At 34.7% G+C, this 16,624-nt stretch carries 16 protein-coding genes and 1 tRNA gene; 3 read left to right on the top strand and 14 right to left on the bottom strand.

The features are described 5' to 3' along the window. Positions 1-76 precede the first annotated feature (76 nt). The 3 genes from HW423_RS00005 to HW423_RS00015 form a co-directional block, all read right to left on the bottom strand. On the bottom strand, positions 77-1,129 hold the full coding sequence (locus HW423_RS00005; RefSeq protein ID WP_218929917.1) for a peptidylprolyl isomerase: 1,053 nt from the start codon (positions 1,127-1,129) through the stop codon (positions 77-79). Between the two features lie 127 nt (positions 1,130-1,256). Beyond that, entirely contained in the window at positions 1,257-1,610 is a 354-nt protein-coding gene (locus HW423_RS00010) for a YtxH domain-containing protein (protein WP_218929918.1), read from the bottom strand. 14 nt (positions 1,611-1,624) lie between these two features. Further along, positions 1,625-2,056, bottom strand: coding sequence for an HIT family protein (locus HW423_RS00015; protein ID WP_218929919.1), 432 nt, complete (start codon positions 2,054-2,056; stop codon positions 1,625-1,627). A 225-nt stretch (positions 2,057-2,281) separates the two neighbouring features. Between HW423_RS00015 and HW423_RS00020 the strand changes: the two genes are divergently transcribed. After that, on the top strand, positions 2,282-3,040 hold the full coding sequence (locus HW423_RS00020; protein WP_218929920.1) for a hypothetical protein: 759 nt from the start codon (positions 2,282-2,284) through the stop codon (positions 3,038-3,040). 56 nt (positions 3,041-3,096) lie between these two features. Here HW423_RS00020 and HW423_RS00025 read toward each other — a convergent pair whose 3' ends face one another. The 8 genes from HW423_RS00025 to spxA all read right to left on the bottom strand — a co-directional run bounded on the left by HW423_RS00025 (position 3,097) and on the right by spxA (position 10,967). Then, positions 3,097-3,666, bottom strand: coding sequence for a Gx transporter family protein (locus tag HW423_RS00025; protein ID WP_218929921.1), 570 nt, complete (start codon positions 3,664-3,666; stop codon positions 3,097-3,099). A gap of 167 nt (positions 3,667-3,833) precedes the next feature. Beyond that, positions 3,834-3,905, bottom strand: a tRNA-Arg gene (locus tag HW423_RS00030). Positions 3,906-4,007: 102 nt separating this feature from the next. Then, positions 4,008-5,000, bottom strand: coding sequence for an isocitrate/isopropylmalate dehydrogenase family protein (locus tag HW423_RS00035; protein WP_328803101.1), 993 nt, complete (start codon positions 4,998-5,000; stop codon positions 4,008-4,010). A 33-nt stretch (positions 5,001-5,033) separates the two neighbouring features. Further along, positions 5,034-6,350 carry a CitMHS family transporter gene (locus tag HW423_RS00040; RefSeq protein WP_218929923.1) on the bottom strand — a complete coding sequence of 439 codons (1,317 nt, stop codon included), beginning with the start codon at positions 6,348-6,350 and terminating at the stop codon, positions 5,034-5,036. A 285-nt stretch (positions 6,351-6,635) separates the two neighbouring features. Then, complete coding sequence (gene pepF / locus HW423_RS00045) at positions 6,636-8,438, bottom strand: oligoendopeptidase F (protein ID WP_218929924.1); 1,803 nt, start codon at positions 8,436-8,438, stop codon at positions 6,636-6,638. A gap of 70 nt (positions 8,439-8,508) precedes the next feature. After that, a complete protein-coding gene (locus HW423_RS00050; RefSeq protein ID WP_218929925.1) occupies positions 8,509-9,597 on the bottom strand; it encodes a competence protein CoiA in 1,089 nt (362 codons plus the stop codon). Positions 9,598-9,707: 110 nt separating this feature from the next. Beyond that, the gene (locus tag HW423_RS00055; RefSeq protein ID WP_218929926.1) at positions 9,708-10,400 is read right to left on the bottom strand and encodes an adaptor protein MecA; all 693 of its coding nucleotides are present in this window, start codon (positions 10,398-10,400) and stop codon (positions 9,708-9,710) included. 168 nt (positions 10,401-10,568) lie between these two features. Next, on the bottom strand, positions 10,569-10,967 hold the full coding sequence (gene spxA, locus HW423_RS00060; protein ID WP_218929927.1) for a transcriptional regulator SpxA: 399 nt from the start codon (positions 10,965-10,967) through the stop codon (positions 10,569-10,571). A 376-nt stretch (positions 10,968-11,343) separates the two neighbouring features. Here spxA and trpS point away from each other — a divergent pair, with 376 nt between their 5' ends. Next, positions 11,344-12,330, top strand: coding sequence for a tryptophan--tRNA ligase (gene trpS, locus HW423_RS00065; protein WP_218929928.1), 987 nt, complete (start codon positions 11,344-11,346; stop codon positions 12,328-12,330). Positions 12,331-12,564: 234 nt separating this feature from the next. Further along, positions 12,565-13,662, top strand: coding sequence for an FUSC family protein (locus tag HW423_RS00070; RefSeq protein ID WP_218929929.1), 1,098 nt, complete (start codon positions 12,565-12,567; stop codon positions 13,660-13,662). Between the two features lie 74 nt (positions 13,663-13,736). Here the strand turns inward: HW423_RS00070 and HW423_RS00075 are convergent, their stop codons facing one another. Genes HW423_RS00075 through HW423_RS00085 form a run of 3 tightly spaced genes read right to left on the bottom strand, consistent with a single transcriptional unit; the run spans position 13,737 to position 16,331 of the window. Further along, a complete protein-coding gene (locus tag HW423_RS00075) occupies positions 13,737-15,125 on the bottom strand; it encodes a L,D-transpeptidase family protein (protein ID WP_218929930.1) in 1,389 nt (462 codons plus the stop codon). Positions 15,126-15,157: 32 nt separating this feature from the next. After that, entirely contained in the window at positions 15,158-15,796 is a 639-nt protein-coding gene (locus HW423_RS00080) for a DsbA family oxidoreductase (RefSeq protein ID WP_218929931.1), read from the bottom strand. 13 nt (positions 15,797-15,809) lie between these two features. After that, positions 15,810-16,331: a GNAT family N-acetyltransferase gene (locus tag HW423_RS00085; RefSeq protein ID WP_218929932.1), complete on the bottom strand. Its 522-nt coding sequence runs from the start codon at positions 16,329-16,331 to the stop codon at positions 15,810-15,812. Positions 16,332-16,624 lie beyond the last annotated feature (293 nt).

Below are 16,624 nucleotides of genomic sequence, written 5' to 3' on the forward strand. Positions count from 1 at the left end.
AATCTTAGCATGATCCTTCATCAACCTTATTTGACAAAGAGCCTTTAATAATCAGCTGTCTATTATATGTTATAAATTATTCTGCAGGCTCTTCGGCAGTCTCTTCAGTCGTTTCTTCTGCTGTTTCCTCAGCTGCTTCTTCTGAAGTTTCTTCCGTAGATTCTTCGGTTGTCTCCTCAGTTGATTCTTCTTCAGTTGCTGCTTCATTGTTTCCATTTGCAAGATCAATTAAGTCTTGAACAGCGTTTTGTAAGTCTTCGTCATGGATTTCATATCCAGTATCTTGGAGTAATTTACCAATCACTCCATAAGCGAATTGGCTATCAGCAAAGCGTGAAGTAACGTATTGTTCTTCAACATCTTCACGAACATCTTCTAATGGTTGTTTTTCACCATTATTGATTGTGCGAATAACGTGGAAACCGTATTGTGATTCTACAGGCATTTCTGTCATTTTACCGTTCTCTGAGTTCATTACTGCTTCTTCAAATTCTGGAACCATTTGTCCAGCCGGGAATGGTTGTAATAATCCACCGTTTTGTGCAGTTGAATCTAATGACACTTCTTGTGCTACTGCATCAAATTCTTCGCCATTATTAATGCGTTCAATCACATCTAAAGCTTCTTCTTCTGTTTCAACTAAGATATGTTGAGCTTCCATTAAAGGTGAATATTCATTTTCATAGTAGTTTGTAATAGCTTCATCTGACATATCAATTTGGCTTTCTACAACTTCTTGGAACATGTTTCTTACAAAGATTTGGTAAGTATATGTTTCGATATCACTTAAGCCTTGGTATGCTAATAATTGTTGGAAAACTTCTTCCCCACCCGCTTCGTCAATCTGAGCTTGGACTTCTTCTTCCGCTGCAGTTCTTAGTGCTTCAGCATCCGATACATTTTGTTCTAAGACAGTTTCTAGAATAATTGTTCTCAATGTCGTATCACCAGCGATAGCTTTCATTGATTCATATAATTCCTCTTTAGTAATATCTTCGCCACCTACAGTTGCAATGACCTCACCTGCTGATTCTTCTTGTGCCATTACTGAGGCAATACTACCTAGTCCTGAAAGTAATAATGTTGATGTTAAAGCAACTAATGATACTTTTTTTAGCGTTTTTTTCATAAAGTTTTTGGCTCCTAACTATTTTAAAATATGTTACAAATATATCATACTTTATCTATTTGAACTCCATGTTAATATATTAATCTAGGAAAATTCAAACAAATTGTTTTAAGTTCAATTAAATTAATTAATTATTAAGATTAATTTCTTCTGCTTGTTCTTCAATATCTTCGGTTAAATCTTCGATATGACGTTGAATCCGATTAATTCTTGGCGTGGTTTCTTCTTCGAAATGTTGTAATGATGTTTGAATACCATCTGTCGCAGTTTTAATACTATCCATGCCTTCTTGAGTTAATTTCTGCACTGACATTCTTAAATTGTCTACTTTATAACGAACATCATTCACATCATCCGTTGTCATATCGATAAAGTGCTTCAAATCTTCACGCGTTTCTTTACCGCTCTTGGGCGCATTCATTAACCCTGCTAGTCCTCCAAAGAAAGCTCCCCAAAATAATCCTGATTTAAATCCAACCATATAAATACACCTCTTTAACTTTCTTTGATTTGTGACGCAATTAATGCTGCTCTTTCATTGAACTCTTCTTGTGTATAGCTGTCTTGATTATTACTAAACTCGATAGCGAATTTATCATCTTCAGTGTAACGTGGTAATAGGTGCCAATGAGTATGGAAAACGGATTGATATGCTAATTCACCATTATTATTTACGATATTCATTCCTTTAACATCTGGAAATGCTTCTTTTATTGCATTCGCAATTTTAGGTAAGCGTTTCGCGACTGCTACCGCAACGTCTTCATCATATTCAAAGATGTTCTCAACGTGTTTTTTTGGTACTACTAAAGTATGCCCTGGAGTTACTTGCGACATATCTAAGAATGCAAATACTTCATCGTCTTCATATACCTTCGCTGAAGGTATATCACCATCTATAATATTACAGAAAATACAATCTGTCATCTTTATCTTCCTCTCATATAATTCTTATCTTGTTTATCATACTAGATTTTATCGAAATTACAAAAAAATAACTAGGTAATTGGAGATCAATTTCATAAATAATTCATAAACCCGAATATAATTAGTAAATTCTTCAATCTTTATTCCCCGAAATCTTTACACACATATAGTTTTGATGTGCTATACTTTTATTACACAAGAAGTAAATGGAAAGTAGGTGCAATTTTGCGTGTCAGTTTTAATTTGAATATGCGTAAGTTTATAACTTTTGTTCTATCAATCATGTTTTTAAGCATTAGTAATGGACAAGTTATTCAAGCCCAAGAAAATAATATAAATGATTCCCAACAAGATGAATTGCCTGACTCTTCTGAAGATCAAGAAATAAATAACAATGTAGATGATGAAAGTATGAGCCAACAGATAAGCATTTCTTTTGAGGAATTTGTTCCTTATGCAAATTTTATAAATTATCAATATCAAGGTGATCAAGTTTACTTTGATGCCCAAGATATTATTATGGAATATTCGCCTGATAGTAACGGAATTTTTCAAGTGACGTCATTCTCTGGCCAAGAAGCTATCGCTTATGTGTATCAAATCCGTGATACAGGCTTTTATGAACTCGCTTCTTTCAATGATTATTATGTTGTAGAAGATTTACGTTACTCACCAGAAGCAAGTGATAATAATGAATCGCTCATTTTACCGAGTGATTTAACTATTGGATCAAGCTTTTCAAGTGGGTACAACAAAGAAAAAAGACGTAAGGTATCCGAATTAATAAGTTCATATGATGTAGGTGGCCAAACTTTTAATGATGTTCTTCGTATTGAAGAACAGGCGCAAGAAGATAGTGGTTCTGTTACTTATAATTACTACTTTGCCCCAACTGTCGGTATTATTGTAATTGAACGAACTGCTTCAGATGGTACAACGCAACGTGTCTTACAATTAATTTCTGCTCAAGGTTCAAGTCAATAAGCAAAATACCTTCTAACGATGAGTACTTTTTCAAGTAAATTCGTTAGAAGGTATTTTTATTTATGATTTGATAACCAATTTTTTTGGTCTGTATTTGCGACGAGTTCTTTATGATACATCTGAAGAACTGAGATACGTTCGAGTAAAAAATTCCCAAGGAAGCCGACAACAAAGCCAGCTAAAATCCCAGAAATTGATAAAACCGGAAGATAATTCATCACGGAGAATGATCTTGCAAATAAGGCTGCTATACTTAGTTGTCCAATGTTGTGCATTACCCCTCCGAGAACAGAAATTCCAATAATACTCACCTTATTAGGTCCTAGTTTTTTCGACCAAAACATTGCAAAGTAACTTAATAATCCACCCGACAAACTATAAAAAAACGTTGACATATTCCCACCTATTAAAGCAGTGAGTACAATTCGAATTAACACGACTTGAATACTTTTTGAAAAAGGTAGTGTGAATATAGCAATCACAGATATTAAATTCGCTAAACCTAATTTAGCTCCTGGAGCAAAGGAAAGAGGTGAAGGGATCGCTCCTTCAAGAATACTTATAACTACTGCCTGTGCAGCTAGCATGGCAATGTACACCATAATTTGATAACGACTTCGTCTCATCTCATTCCTCCATTAAACAACTTATTTATATACTTCCAATTATTTCTCATAACTATTCTCACAGTATACACGCATTTATTTATATTGTTAACCGTTCATGCAAAAATAAAACAAAAGATACTTAACAATTGAATACAATGAATTGTTAAGTATCTTATTAATTTAAACGCCGCCAGAGGGAATCGAACCCCCATCCTAAGAACCGGAATCTTATGTGATATCCATTACACTATGGCGGCTTAACTTCTCTATTATAGCCATCTTTAGCTTATATTTCAAGATACAAAAAAAAAGAAGCAGCGCTGTTGCACTACTTCTTTCAAAGATGTTCTTTATTAAGACTATAAAGCTTTTATGACGGCATCAGTAAAGCCTTTAGTAGTCATCTCTCCACCTAAATCTTTAGTGAAGTTATTTGAATCACTTAAGACGGTGTCTAATGCGTTTCTTATGCGATTTGACGCATCTTTTTGCTCAATATGATCCAGCATCTGGCAAACCCCCAAGAGTATCGCAGTGGGGTTTGCTAGGCCTTTGCCTGCAATATCAGGGGCTGAACCATGTACTGCTTCAAAAATTGAAATATCTTCGCCAATATTTACTCCAGGTACTAAGCCTAAACCACCTACTAAACCTGCCATTAAATCAGACAGAATATCACCATAGAGGTTCTCAGTAACTATAACATCAAACTGCTTAGGATTAATGACTAATTGCATCGCCATATTATCGACTAAAATTTCTTTGAATTCTATGGATGGGTACTCTTCAGCTACGCCTCGGGCAACATCTAGGAACAATCCATCTGTCAGCTTCATAATATTTGCTTTTGTCACAACTGTCACACTTTGACGATCATTCGCTTTTGCATATTCAAAGGCTTCGCGAACAATTCGTTCTGATGCGGATCGTGTGATGATCTTAATGCTATGAGCTTCATCATCTGAAATTTGCTTTTCGACACCTGCGTATAAATCCTCTGTGTTCTCTCTAAAGAGAATTAAGTCTAAATCTTTGGTTAAAGATGGGATGGTTCCTAAACTTTTTACAGGACGAATATTCGCGTACAAATCGTATTTCTTACGTAAGGCTACGTTAACACTACGGAAACCTTTTCCGATTGGTGTCATAATGGGTCCTTTTAACACGATCTTATTCTTTTCTATACTTTCATAAACATCATCTGGAATTAATGTACCTTGTTTATTAAAGACAGCTTCACCCGCTGCAACAACTTCCCATTCAATTCCAATATCTAACGCATCTACAATATTGCGTGCACTTTCAGTAATTTCGGGACCAATCCCGTCGCCTGGTATTAATGTAATTTTCACATCAATTGCTCCCTTCATTTTCTAAAATTGATTCTACAAGGATATTGGCATTATCCCTGTAACTGCACCAACTATAACAAAAACAATAAATATTCCTAGTGAAACGAGAAGGCCTTTTTTCTGCCAGTCGCCCCATTCCACATTTGTCATACCTAATAATACATAAGCAAAAGGTACTAATGGACTGAATAAGTGAAAAGCTTGTCCCATTAAAGATGCAAAAGTTAACTCTAGGCCAGTAAAGCCGTAAGCCGTTCCTGCTTCAGCAAGAATTGGCATCATTCCGTAATAGAATGCATCATTATGTAAGAAGTATGTACCTGGAGCAGATATAATAGCAACAATAATACCAAAGAAGCCACTTAAGCTTTCTGGAATGATTGAAATCAAACTTGATGCAATCCCATCATCCATTCCAGTTGCTTGTAAAACCCCCATAAATACTCCAGCACCAAATACTGTCATAACAACTTGGTTAGCTTCACTTGCATTATTGTCAATACGTTCTTTTTGCAGTGTCAACGACCCGTAGTTTACAAGTAACGCAACAACTGTACCAACCATAAAAATGATTGCTGATGGAATGACATTGGCGATTAATAACCCTATGGCAACAAATACAGTAATCGCATTGATCCAAACATTCTTTGGTCGACGGATATCAAGTGTCTCTTGATCTTCGATAACCATTAATTTCTCAAGTTCATTATTCGATAGATTCACGACACCTAGACGTTTACGCTCACCGCGACCAATCACATAAGCTACGATAAACATGTAAATAATTCCAGCAATCATCATTGGTGTTAGACCACGCATAACATCTGCTTCACTTACATTCATAACTGCAATCGCACGCGCTGTTGGTCCACCCCATGGTAGCAAGTTAATAATTGAATGTGATGTCATTGTTAATACAGCTAAATCTAACATCTTCATATTTAGACGTTTGTATATTGGCACAAAAGCCGTACATACAATAATCATTGTCGTTGTTCCATCACCGTTTAATGATACTGCGGCAGTCAATGCGACTGTTGCAATCATCACTTTCAATGGATCTCCTTTTGCAAAACGAATCATAGCGTTTGAAAGCGGGTCGAATAGACCAGCATCAATCATAATTGTGAACATATATATTGCAAAGAATAGCATGATACCTGTCTGCGCTGTACCTAGTAAACCATCCATTGCAGCCTGTCCAATATCAATATTCCATAAGCCAAATAAATGACCCACAATCGCCCATACAATTGGTAGGAAAACTAAGCCAACGAAAGGAGATATCTTTTTCATCATAATTAGAATCATAAAAACAATTATTAATGAATAACCCATTAAAGCAACCATTTATACACCTCATTATTTTATGTTAATTTTAGATGAACAAAAAGTTATTTAATCATCTTTTTTTAAATATTCATTTAGTATATATAACCCAATAAATTTTGACAAGTTAACTTTTAAAATTTAGTCATAAATTTGTGGTTGGTAAGCGTTATTTTCGCCGTTTATATATATCAATATTGTTTTATCGACGTGAACATATTTTTATATTCATTTATCTCGAATACAAAAAAAGCGATTCGTAACAGAACGCTCAAACGTTCTAGTTACAAATCGCTCTCCTTATACTTAATCTAATAGTGCTTCAAATTCAGCTAATCTTTGTTCAAATACATCTAAAGTTTGTTCGATATAATCACGTTTTGTCATATCTAAACCAGCAGTCTTCATCGTATCGATGGCATACTGACTTTTACCTGATTTCAAGAAACCTAAATAGCTATTTAATGCTTCTTTATCACCACCAGCAATACGATCTGCAAAGGCAGTTGCTGCAGCAAATCCAGTCGCATATTGGAATACGTAGTAATTCATATAGAAGTGAGGGATACGACTCCACTCATTCTTAATTTCAGACTCAGAATTCACAGATGGACCATAATATTTCGCATTTAATTTTTGATAGTTTTCTGACAGAAACTCAGCTGTTAACGGCTGACCGTTAGCATCTTGCTCGTGGATAAAGTGTTCAAATTCTGCGAATTGAGTTTGACGGAAGACTGTTCCTTTTAATCCATCTAAGAAATGATTTAGAACATAGCGTTGAATATCTTTATCAGCATAAGTTCTCAATAAATAATTCGTTAGTAAGTTTTCATTTGTTGTAGATGCGATTTCTGCTAGGAAAATTGAGTAGCTACCGTATTCGTACGGTTGATTCGCATGGGTTAAGTAACTGTGGGCACTGTGTCCTAATTCATGGACGAGTGTATATAATGAATTTAGGCTATCTTGCCAGTTCATTAGAATATATGGTTTGCTGTCATATGTTCCTGATGAGTATGCTCCACTACGTTTCCCTTTATTCTCATAAACATCAATCCATTGCTCGTCAAACGCATTGCGAATGATTTCTAAGTATTCTTCACCTAATGGTTGAAGCGCATTTAAAGTAATTTCTTTTGCTTCTTCATAAGTAAAGGCAATTGGAGGTTCACCAAGTAATGGTGTATACATGTCATACATTTCTAAATCATCGATATTTAACAATGATTTACGTAAGTCTACATAACGATGTAATAAGTTTAATCGAGATCCAACAGTGTCTAGTAATGTATCGTAGACAGATTCAGGAATATTATTAGTGAATAAAGCTGCTGCTCTGGCTGATTCAAACCCTCTGACTTTAGCATTGTAATTATGTGTCTTAATTTCAGTTGTTAAAGTTTGAGCTAAAGTATTCTCAAATTGTTGATACACAGAATAGAACCCTTCAAAAGTATCTTTTCTGACGCGTCTATCTGTACTTTCTAATAATTTACCGTATAAACCATGAGTCAATTGAACGTCATTACCTTCGCTATCTTTCACAGTTGGGAATTGGAAGTCAGCGTTATTTAGGTAACCGAAGATACGTGTTGCTCCACCAAAAACTTCACTCGCACTGGCTAGTAATAATTCTTGTTCTGGTGGTAAAACGTGTTCGCGATTACGTGCAATATCGTTAATAAACTGATCTAATTCTTTCAGTCTATCATTGTTTGCTGTCATTTCTTCTAGTTGCTCAGCAGGAATAGCAAGTAATTCTGGTCTAAAGAATGACGTCACTTGACTATATTTAGAATATAGTTGCTCGGTTTGAGCATTCATCTTTTGGTATGTCGGATTTGTTTGATCTTGATCATTTTTCAAATGAGCATACACACCTAAGTTAGAAACTTCGCGTCCTAACTCTAATAACGTATCGATAGCTTCACTAAGCACTTCTGGGCTTTCCCCTAATCTGCCTTTGTAAGCTGTAATCTTATCTAGATTATTTTCAGCTTTAGCGTACCCACTTTCAAACTCTTCGTCGGATGCAAATAATGGTGTTAAATCCCATTGATATGTTGCATCCATTTGTTCTCTTGTTTTTACATTTGATTCTGTCATCAATATCCTCCTCATTTAAAATCATATAACTAGTGTATCACATGCACTATTTCTAAACCAATTTGAAGAATCATAATTTAGAAACCCATTCCACATTACTCACTTTTTCTAATATCCCTTTTTGAAACAGTAATATAAGTATTGCAAGACATAAAACTGGATAGATATCACTATGAATGAGCGGTGTTCGAGCTACTTTAATTTCAGAACAAGCTCGAAATTTCTCCATAAAGGCGTCAGTGGTAAATGTATAGTTAAGCTGTCTGATGATTGTCAATGACCAAGAAAAGACAAGCCAACTGGGTGTTTGAGTTAATAATACTTCCCACTGTTCTGTAAAGACCCATTCTGGTATATCAGTTAATACAGTACCTTGTTGATATAATAAGTAAATGGTATTTCTATACGCTTCATTATTCATAATGCCATTTAATTGACGATTATAATTTAAACTCGCTTTAGTTCGCTTTCCCACTGAAATTAACTCGCAATATTCATCGTGTAAGCTATCTAGTTGATGGAACTCACGAATGGTCATTCTATTTTGTTTCAGCCTATAATTATTTTTCTGATAGATGATTGGTAGGTGACGTTGAATAATAATTTCTTTCTTCTTTAAGTTAAGAAATTTCAAATGAAAGCCCCAGTCATCATTATAATTTAACATTGTCTGCTTCCATCTTTGATTCAAGGCGGTGCTACGTGTTGTGTAATCATCCATCAGCCAGTGCACTTGATTCACTAGCTGTTTATAATTTTGATTTCTTACTATAACATCGGCAGCTGGAATGACGGATCTTTGAAATTCATAAATAACAGATTCGCTACTCGCACTTTTTACTGTGACATAGACATCTGCAAATTGATTAATTTCTGGAAAATACAATTCAGTTTGAAGAACTAGTTTCTGTATACCTTGCAATTCCTCAATAATTATTTCTTTCCCACGTTTGTGTTCATATGATTCAAGAGGACTCCTTCGACTCTCTTCTAATTGGCACTTTGAATAATGACTAAAAAACCCTTTACCTTTATGACTATCTTTATAAAATACCTTTTGGGCACAAGTCGGGCAATAAAATTCCATTAAATATGGATACTTAAATTTAACTTCACTAGCATAAATTAACTCGCCTTCTTTTGACATAGCAACTAACATATAATCAATCCCCCTTATTTATAAATACACAAAAAAGAGGCTTTTCCATTATTACAATTTCATTAAAAAAAGAGCCAATGGAAATTTTCCATTGGCTTCTATAAATATTATCAGAAATTTTCTCCAAAATACTTCAATGCATCCTTGCTTCGTAACATGTCTCCATGTTCTTGAAGGATTGCTTCAGTTACTTTGACTTTTTCACCATACTCAAACATAGTTAAAAGTTTGTTGTACGCGTATTCTTCAACAATTGAAGAATCAACATAGTTAATCACTAAGTAATAATTTGAATTCATATGGTAAAAGTCTGCATGAATCAAATCAGTGGTTACTTCTCTCGATAACTTAAGAAAATCCTCTAAGTCAGCAAATTTAATAATTTCACCTTCAACTGATTTTACATCTTCAGTTTCTTGAATACTTTCTTCATTTTCAAATAAATCTAAGATTGTCTTCTCTTTTTTATTATCATCTTTGTTTGCTTCATTTTCATTCATTTCTCGTTTACGCTCTATGAGATGTTTAGTTAATTCATCTTCCCATATTTCATCCATTTCATCAAAATTTGTTCGGCTTATATATAATTCCAAACCTTCTTTATTAGGCATTACTTGGAAAGTGACAGCTTCTGATTCCTGAAAGTGCTTATCAACATCTACCTCTTCTAAAATTGAGTAGAAAAATCTTTCAATCGTCTTTTGATCACCAACTAAATCTAGGAAATCAATTCCTCGCTCTTCCAAGTCTTCCTGTCTAATTAACACTTTAATTAAATTTTCATTAATGTGTTCCATTTCCATATCCGTACACCTCCTCAGATCTTCTTACATCTATTATACGAATAATCTAGCAATACACAATTCATTAGTGTTACGTTATCATACCAATCAGAATGTCATGTTTCAAGTAAAAAAGACAAAAAAACCGATTAATAAATAATCGGTCATAGTTATAATAAAAAATGGTTTTTATTCGTTAACCAATGCGCGTGCTTTTTGTAATTCTAATGCACGAACTGCACGTGGTAAGAAACGACGAATTTCATCTTCGTTGTATCCAATTTGTAGTCTTTTATCATCAATGATAATTGGTCTACGCAACAGTCCAGGTTGCTCTTGAATCATTTCGAAGAAATCATTTAAAGGAATCTCACTTAATTCTACATCTAATTCGGAATATGCTTTTGAACGAGTAGAAACAATATCCTCTGTCCCATTTTCTGTCATTCGTAAAATTGACTTAATTTCTGTGATTGATAATGGTTCAGTAAAAATATTACGCTCCTCATAAGGAATTTCATTTTCTTCTAACCATGCACGAGCTTTTCGACATGAGGTACAGCTTGGAGTGATGTATAAAGTAACCATAATATAGTTGCTCCTTTCAATTTTGACAAAGTTAGCTAAAACTTTGCGGCTCCTGTTTAGTACGTTAGCAGCTCTTTTGTGAAATAATAAAGTGATACAAAAACAATAGTGTTATACTTTTAACGAAGTATGTTTTCACAATCTGTATCGCTTTATGTTTAATAGTATAGCATTTTCAAATGAAAAAATCAATCTTACTTCTAATCAGCTCTTTAGACAAAATTAAGAATTCATCATTAATTCACAAAGTCATTATTCGTTAACAGACTAAGACTTACAGGTCATTAAGATTTTTTATTTTTGTTCTTTGTCAATAAATACGTTATAATGCTAATATAATTTAATAAATATTTAATATTTGAAAAGAGGCATTTTTATGAAAGAAAAAGTTTTTTCTGGAGTGCAACCTTCGGGAATCCCCACAATTGGTAATTATATCGGTGCTATGAAAGGCTTTATTGACTTACAAGATTCTTACGACGCTATCTATTCTATCGTTAATCAGCATGCCATCACAGTACCACAAGATCCAAAAATATTAAAACAAATGACACGTCAATTGGCTGCTTTATACTTAGCCATTGGTATTGATACAAAAAAAGCGATTCTATTCGTTCAATCTGATGTCCCTGCTCATGCTCAAATGGCATGGATTATTCAATGTATGACTGGTTTAGGTGAGTTAGAACGTATGACTCAATTTAAAGATAAAGCTAGAAAGCAAGAAGCTGTTAATGCTGGTTTATTAGCTTACCCAACATTAATGGTTGGAGATATTGTCTTATATGATGCTAATTTTGTTCCAGTCGGAGACGATCAAAAGCAACATTTAGAATTAACACGTAACTTTGTTGACCGCTTTAATTCTCGCTATAATGATGATCTATTAGTTAAACCTGAACCACTTATACCTGAAGAAGGCGGACGTATTATGAGCTTGCAAGATCCAACAAGCAAGATGAGTAAGTCAGATACAAATACAAAATCATTTGTATCTATGTTAGATACACCAAAACAAATCACTAAGAAAATTAAGAGTGCCGTAACGGATTCTATTGGTGAAGTGAACTATGATAAAGAAAATCAACCTGCTGTAGCGAACTTATTACAAATCTACGCAAGCTTCAGTGGAAAATCTATTGACTCAATTGTTTCTGATTATAGTGGCCAAGGCTATGGTAACTTCAAAGGTGATTTAGCTGACTTAGTTGTTTCAACACTAGAACCTATCCAAGAACGTTATGAATCACTATTAACAAGTTCAGATTTAGACGATATCTTACAAGACGGAGCGAAACGAGCTTCTGCTATCGCTGAGTCTACATTGAGTCGTGTCGAAAAAACAATTGGCTTAACTTATTAATTACATTTTTTAATCATTATCATATTTATGCGCCCAGTTAACGCGAATTAATCTGGGCGTATTTATTTATAGAAATTTATTGTTTTTGTAATCTAATTGTAGTCCAAATACCCTTTACTAATCTATCGTTCTTTAATACAATATCCTCTATTATTATTGGACCTTATATCTTGAATATTTCTGAAAATCAAGTACTATTAAGTTAATTAAAATCTACATTAGGAGAATAAAAAAATGAAAATTGGCGCGCGGGTCTTAAAAACAGGACTAGCGATTTCACTTGCGACATATTTATCTATACTACTGATTCCTGATAACAGTGCAGCGCTTGCAGCGATTGCCGCAGTTACAACAACGATGCCATCAGTAAGAAAATCTTTCGACATGTTTACTCGTCGATTAGTAAGTAACATCATCGGTGGTCTCGTTGCGGTCTTCATGCTTTTTGCCATCGGGAGTAACCCTGTAGCCATCGGTATTGCTGCCGTAGTTACGATTGCAGTATTAAATGCCTTAAACTTATCAGATGTGTTAACATTAGCAGTTATCACAGTTGTAGCAGTAATGTTAACGACTTCAGACAATTATTATCTAGCTGCACTATACCGTGTGTTAGAAACAACGATTGGGGTGATTGTTTCTTTCATTATTAATTGGTTAGTCTACCCTCCGCAACATGACAAACCTTTCTACTCAACTCTGGTCAATTTGACGAATGAAGTTTTAATATTCATTCGTGCGACACTCAGAAAGAATGTCACTTTCTCGATTCTACATCGAGATATCCAATGGGCAAGAAAAGAATATTCTACTCTAACAACTCTATTTGATTTAATGAACAATGAAGTAACATTCTCTAAGACAGAGAGAATGGGTAAAGCAAGACGATTAGTTATTTATCGTCAAATGATTAAAACAACTAAATCAGTCATTGATTTACTTGATGCCCTTCATTCGAATGATCACGTCTTTCAAAGTTTCCCAGTAGATTTAAGAATAATGCTCCGCGAACACATTGAAACATTAATGGTTGGGCACGAACAAATTTTACTTAAATTTAGTGGTCGAGTTTCAGCATCAGAAGTGAATTTTATTCATTCTCAAAAAGATTTTAAATTAGAATTTATGAAGCGATTCTTTGATCAAGCTTGGGATGAACTGGAAGCCGATACGAGCTATGAGAATGATAGTAATGGGGTTATTCATATCTTATCAGCAACTTATAATTATGAAGAGTCTTTAGTGAAACTCAATAGCATTATACGTATCTACAAAGAACGTTATTTTGAGTATCATGATGAAGATGAACAACTTGGTAACGAACATCTATAATGACATAACAACAAAAAATCGGGCTATCCTTAGTGAGAACTAAAGATAGCCCGATTTCTTTTTATAGTCTAGATTTAAAAAATAATGACTGGCATACCATATTCAACTAATTCAAATACTTGCCCCATCATTCCGGGCGGCGTATTAATACAACCAAGTGATCCGGCTGTTTGGTACGCATTCCCACCGAAAGATGACTGCCATGAGGCATCATGAATACCTTGCGCTTGGTCATCAAAAGCAATCCAATATGACACAGGTTGAACATAATCTTGTTCAGTAATTGTATTGTAGCCAACTAAGTTCGTATCTTGTTCCATATTCCAAACTTGATACGCGCCTGGAACTGTTTCTGCCCCAATGATTCCTGAAACAATGGGTGTGTCTAATACGAGTTGTCCATCACGGTAAATAAACATCATTTGATAAGCAATATCGACTTCAACATAATCCTCTCCGACATAATCTCCCATACCGTAACCACTTCCACCGATCACAGGTTCTCTAGTGACTTGAGCTCCGTTATGTATATCTTGAACAATCAACTCTGCTTCATCATAACGATCGATAAACCAACCATAAGTACCAGGTTGTACTTGAACTTCTCCTTGATAAGTACTATTAAAATTACGAGGTAAGAATAAACCTGCAAATTGTTCATTTAGTGAAAGAATATATTCCTCCACAGCTTCTTGATCCACTTGTGGGTTATTATCCTCATCTAAATAAATCCAAGCGTTAATTTGCTCTTGCGGGATTGTAATAGAGTTTCCGTCGAATTCCAATGTAATAGATGTACTTTTCATTTGTTCAATGATATCTGCTCTTTGAATCAAGCTCTCACTTTTAGTTAACTCTGTTGGTTTAACATAGGCGTCTTCGATATTTAACCGCCCCGCTCCTGCTCCCACTGACTCAACAATCGCTTGAGCTAAACTATCCGAAGTTACTTGGTTTCCGTATGTTTCTTCTGCAACACTTATTTCACCATTGTCATTCTTCACTAATTGAGCATCAACGGATGGTTCTCTTTCTTCATTATTAATTCCAAGACTAGGAACCAAGCCAGCTACAATATTCTCATCAATTTGAATCTGATTTTGAATATTAACGACTTTATCGCCATTGAAGAAGGCAATTGGCCAACTCCAGCCATTCTGATTTTGAATGGCTTGACCCATAAGTTCATCTACTTCAGCTGACATACCAATTTGGTTCATTTCGATGTAGCCAATATTATTTTCATTTTCATTAAAAATCAAAGTTTTTGATTCAAGGTTCTGCTCCACCGTTTCGGTCGCTTGTTGTGGTGTCATTTGACTAATTTCCACTGGTCCTGCATAAGAGCGGGGCAAGAAATGAGATTGAAAGTAAAAAGCACCCACAAAATAAATTAGTAAAATTAAAAGAACTACGATGGCAGTAATCACATATCGTTTAGGGAATTGTCTAATTTTTTCCAATACATCCACCTCCTATAAATATATACTTCATTTTATGACTCAGCTGCAACTTGTTCAAGGACATTTTTGAATACCTCAATTGGTTGAGCTCCTGAAACAGCATATTTATTATTAAACACAAAGAATGGAACCCCTTGAACACCAATCGAGCCCGCTGTAGCAATATCATCTTGGACTTTTTGATGATTAGTTTGACTATCATTAAGAATCGATTGAACATCAGCTAAGTTTAGTTCTAGTTCTTGACTGAGTTTTTCAATGACTTCATTATCTTCTATATTCAAACCTTCGACGAAATGCGCTCGATAAAAGCGATGGAAATAATCGTTCCCTCGTCCTTCTTCTTTTGCATACTGGAAGACTCGGTGAGCTTTTAACGTGTTTGAGTACTTTGCATCGTCATAATTTATTGTTAAACCGGCTTCATTTGCCATGTTTTTGACACTATCCATCATTTGAGTGACTTTATCCATTGGCATCCCTTTTAATTTCGCAAAGGTTTCATAATAGTTCAATTCAGATTGGTAAGTTCCCACTGGATCTAGTTGAAAACTTTTATATTCAATAGTCACATCGTCCTTCTCAGAAAAAGTACATAAAGCTTGGTTTAAGTGCTCCTCAGCAATGTAGCAAAAAGGACAAACAAAATCCGACCAAATAGTAATTTCCATAAACAAAGTCCCCCTAAATGATGTACTCATACATTAAGTATTTTCCTAAACCTGTATCTTCATAATACAGTTCAGTGGTATCAACCAAAACAAAGCCAGTTGCTGGATATAATTTCTTTCCAGCTCTATTTACACCGTAAACATCAATGCGAATGGCTTTATAATTGTGTTCATTCCCGTAAGCTTGGGCAAATTGCACTAATGCTTTTGCAATGCCTTTGCCTCTTGCTTCGGGCATGACACCTAGAGCGTGTATCGATATGAATTCGCCTTCATCGGCTTGTATTTGCCAGTTTACCTTTTCGTAACCTTCTGTATAGGCTTCATTAATAATCATTCCACCACAGATTTTGTCTTCTAGTTCATAAACATAATATTGATTAAGATTAATCGCTTCTTGAATCATTGTTTCATCAGGATAAATACCAAGTACCCAACCCGCCCCAGCGTCAACTTGCCCCGGATATTCGGTCATCACTCTATAATTGTCCATAATGATATCAAAATCACTTTGTGTTGCTAATCGAATCGACATCCATCCACCTCTTATTATGTAATCATCGTCATTAATTTTGTTTAAGTAATTAAATCTACTTATCAATTAATTTACCATAGTATTGGCTTCGATACCATGATAAAGCTTGACTTTATGCTCTTTTATCCCATGATTTTAAAAGGCTCTACATTTTACTCATGACGCGATTATATGTCCCTCAGATAAATAAAAAAGATCAAGCAACAACTTATGCTGCTTGATCTTGATTAAAATGAGTCATCAACCCTATTTGACAAAGAGACTTTTAAAATATATATTTTTTTGGTTTTATT

This window comes from Ruoffia halotolerans (assembly GCF_014049385.1).
Classification (GTDB): domain Bacteria; phylum Bacillota; class Bacilli; order Lactobacillales; family Aerococcaceae; genus Ruoffia; species Ruoffia halotolerans.

Excerpts from the sequence above, each read along its gene's own strand:
- HW423_RS00015 (WP_218929919.1), bottom strand. The coding sequence starts at position 2,056 with ATGACAGATTGTATTTTCTGTAATATTATAGATGGTGATATACCTTCA.
- spxA (WP_218929927.1), bottom strand. The coding sequence starts at position 10,967 with ATGGTTACTTTATACATCACTCCAAGCTGTACCTCATGTCGAAAAGCT.
- HW423_RS00055 (WP_218929926.1), bottom strand. The coding sequence starts at position 10,400 with ATGGAAATGGAACACATTAATGAAAATTTAATTAAAGTGTTAATTAGA.
- HW423_RS00050 (WP_218929925.1), bottom strand. The coding sequence starts at position 9,597 with ATGTTAGTTGCTATGTCAAAAGAAGGCGAGTTAATTTATGCTAGTGAA.
- trpS (WP_218929928.1), top strand. The coding sequence starts at position 11,344 with ATGAAAGAAAAAGTTTTTTCTGGAGTGCAACCTTCGGGAATCCCCACA.
- HW423_RS00025 (WP_218929921.1), bottom strand. The coding sequence starts at position 3,666 with ATGAGACGAAGTCGTTATCAAATTATGGTGTACATTGCCATGCTAGCT.
- HW423_RS00040 (WP_218929923.1), bottom strand. The coding sequence starts at position 6,350 with ATGGTTGCTTTAATGGGTTATTCATTAATAATTGTTTTTATGATTCTA.
- HW423_RS00080 (WP_218929931.1), bottom strand. The coding sequence starts at position 15,796 with ATGGAAATTACTATTTGGTCGGATTTTGTTTGTCCTTTTTGCTACATT.
- pepF (WP_218929924.1), bottom strand. The coding sequence starts at position 8,438 with ATGACAGAATCAAATGTAAAAACAAGAGAACAAATGGATGCAACATAT.
- HW423_RS00005 (WP_218929917.1), bottom strand. The coding sequence starts at position 1,129 with ATGAAAAAAACGCTAAAAAAAGTATCATTAGTTGCTTTAACATCAACA.
- HW423_RS00010 (WP_218929918.1), bottom strand. The coding sequence starts at position 1,610 with ATGGTTGGATTTAAATCAGGATTATTTTGGGGAGCTTTCTTTGGAGGA.
- HW423_RS00085 (WP_218929932.1), bottom strand. The coding sequence starts at position 16,331 with ATGTCGATTCGATTAGCAACACAAAGTGATTTTGATATCATTATGGAC.
- HW423_RS00070 (WP_218929929.1), top strand. The coding sequence starts at position 12,565 with ATGAAAATTGGCGCGCGGGTCTTAAAAACAGGACTAGCGATTTCACTT.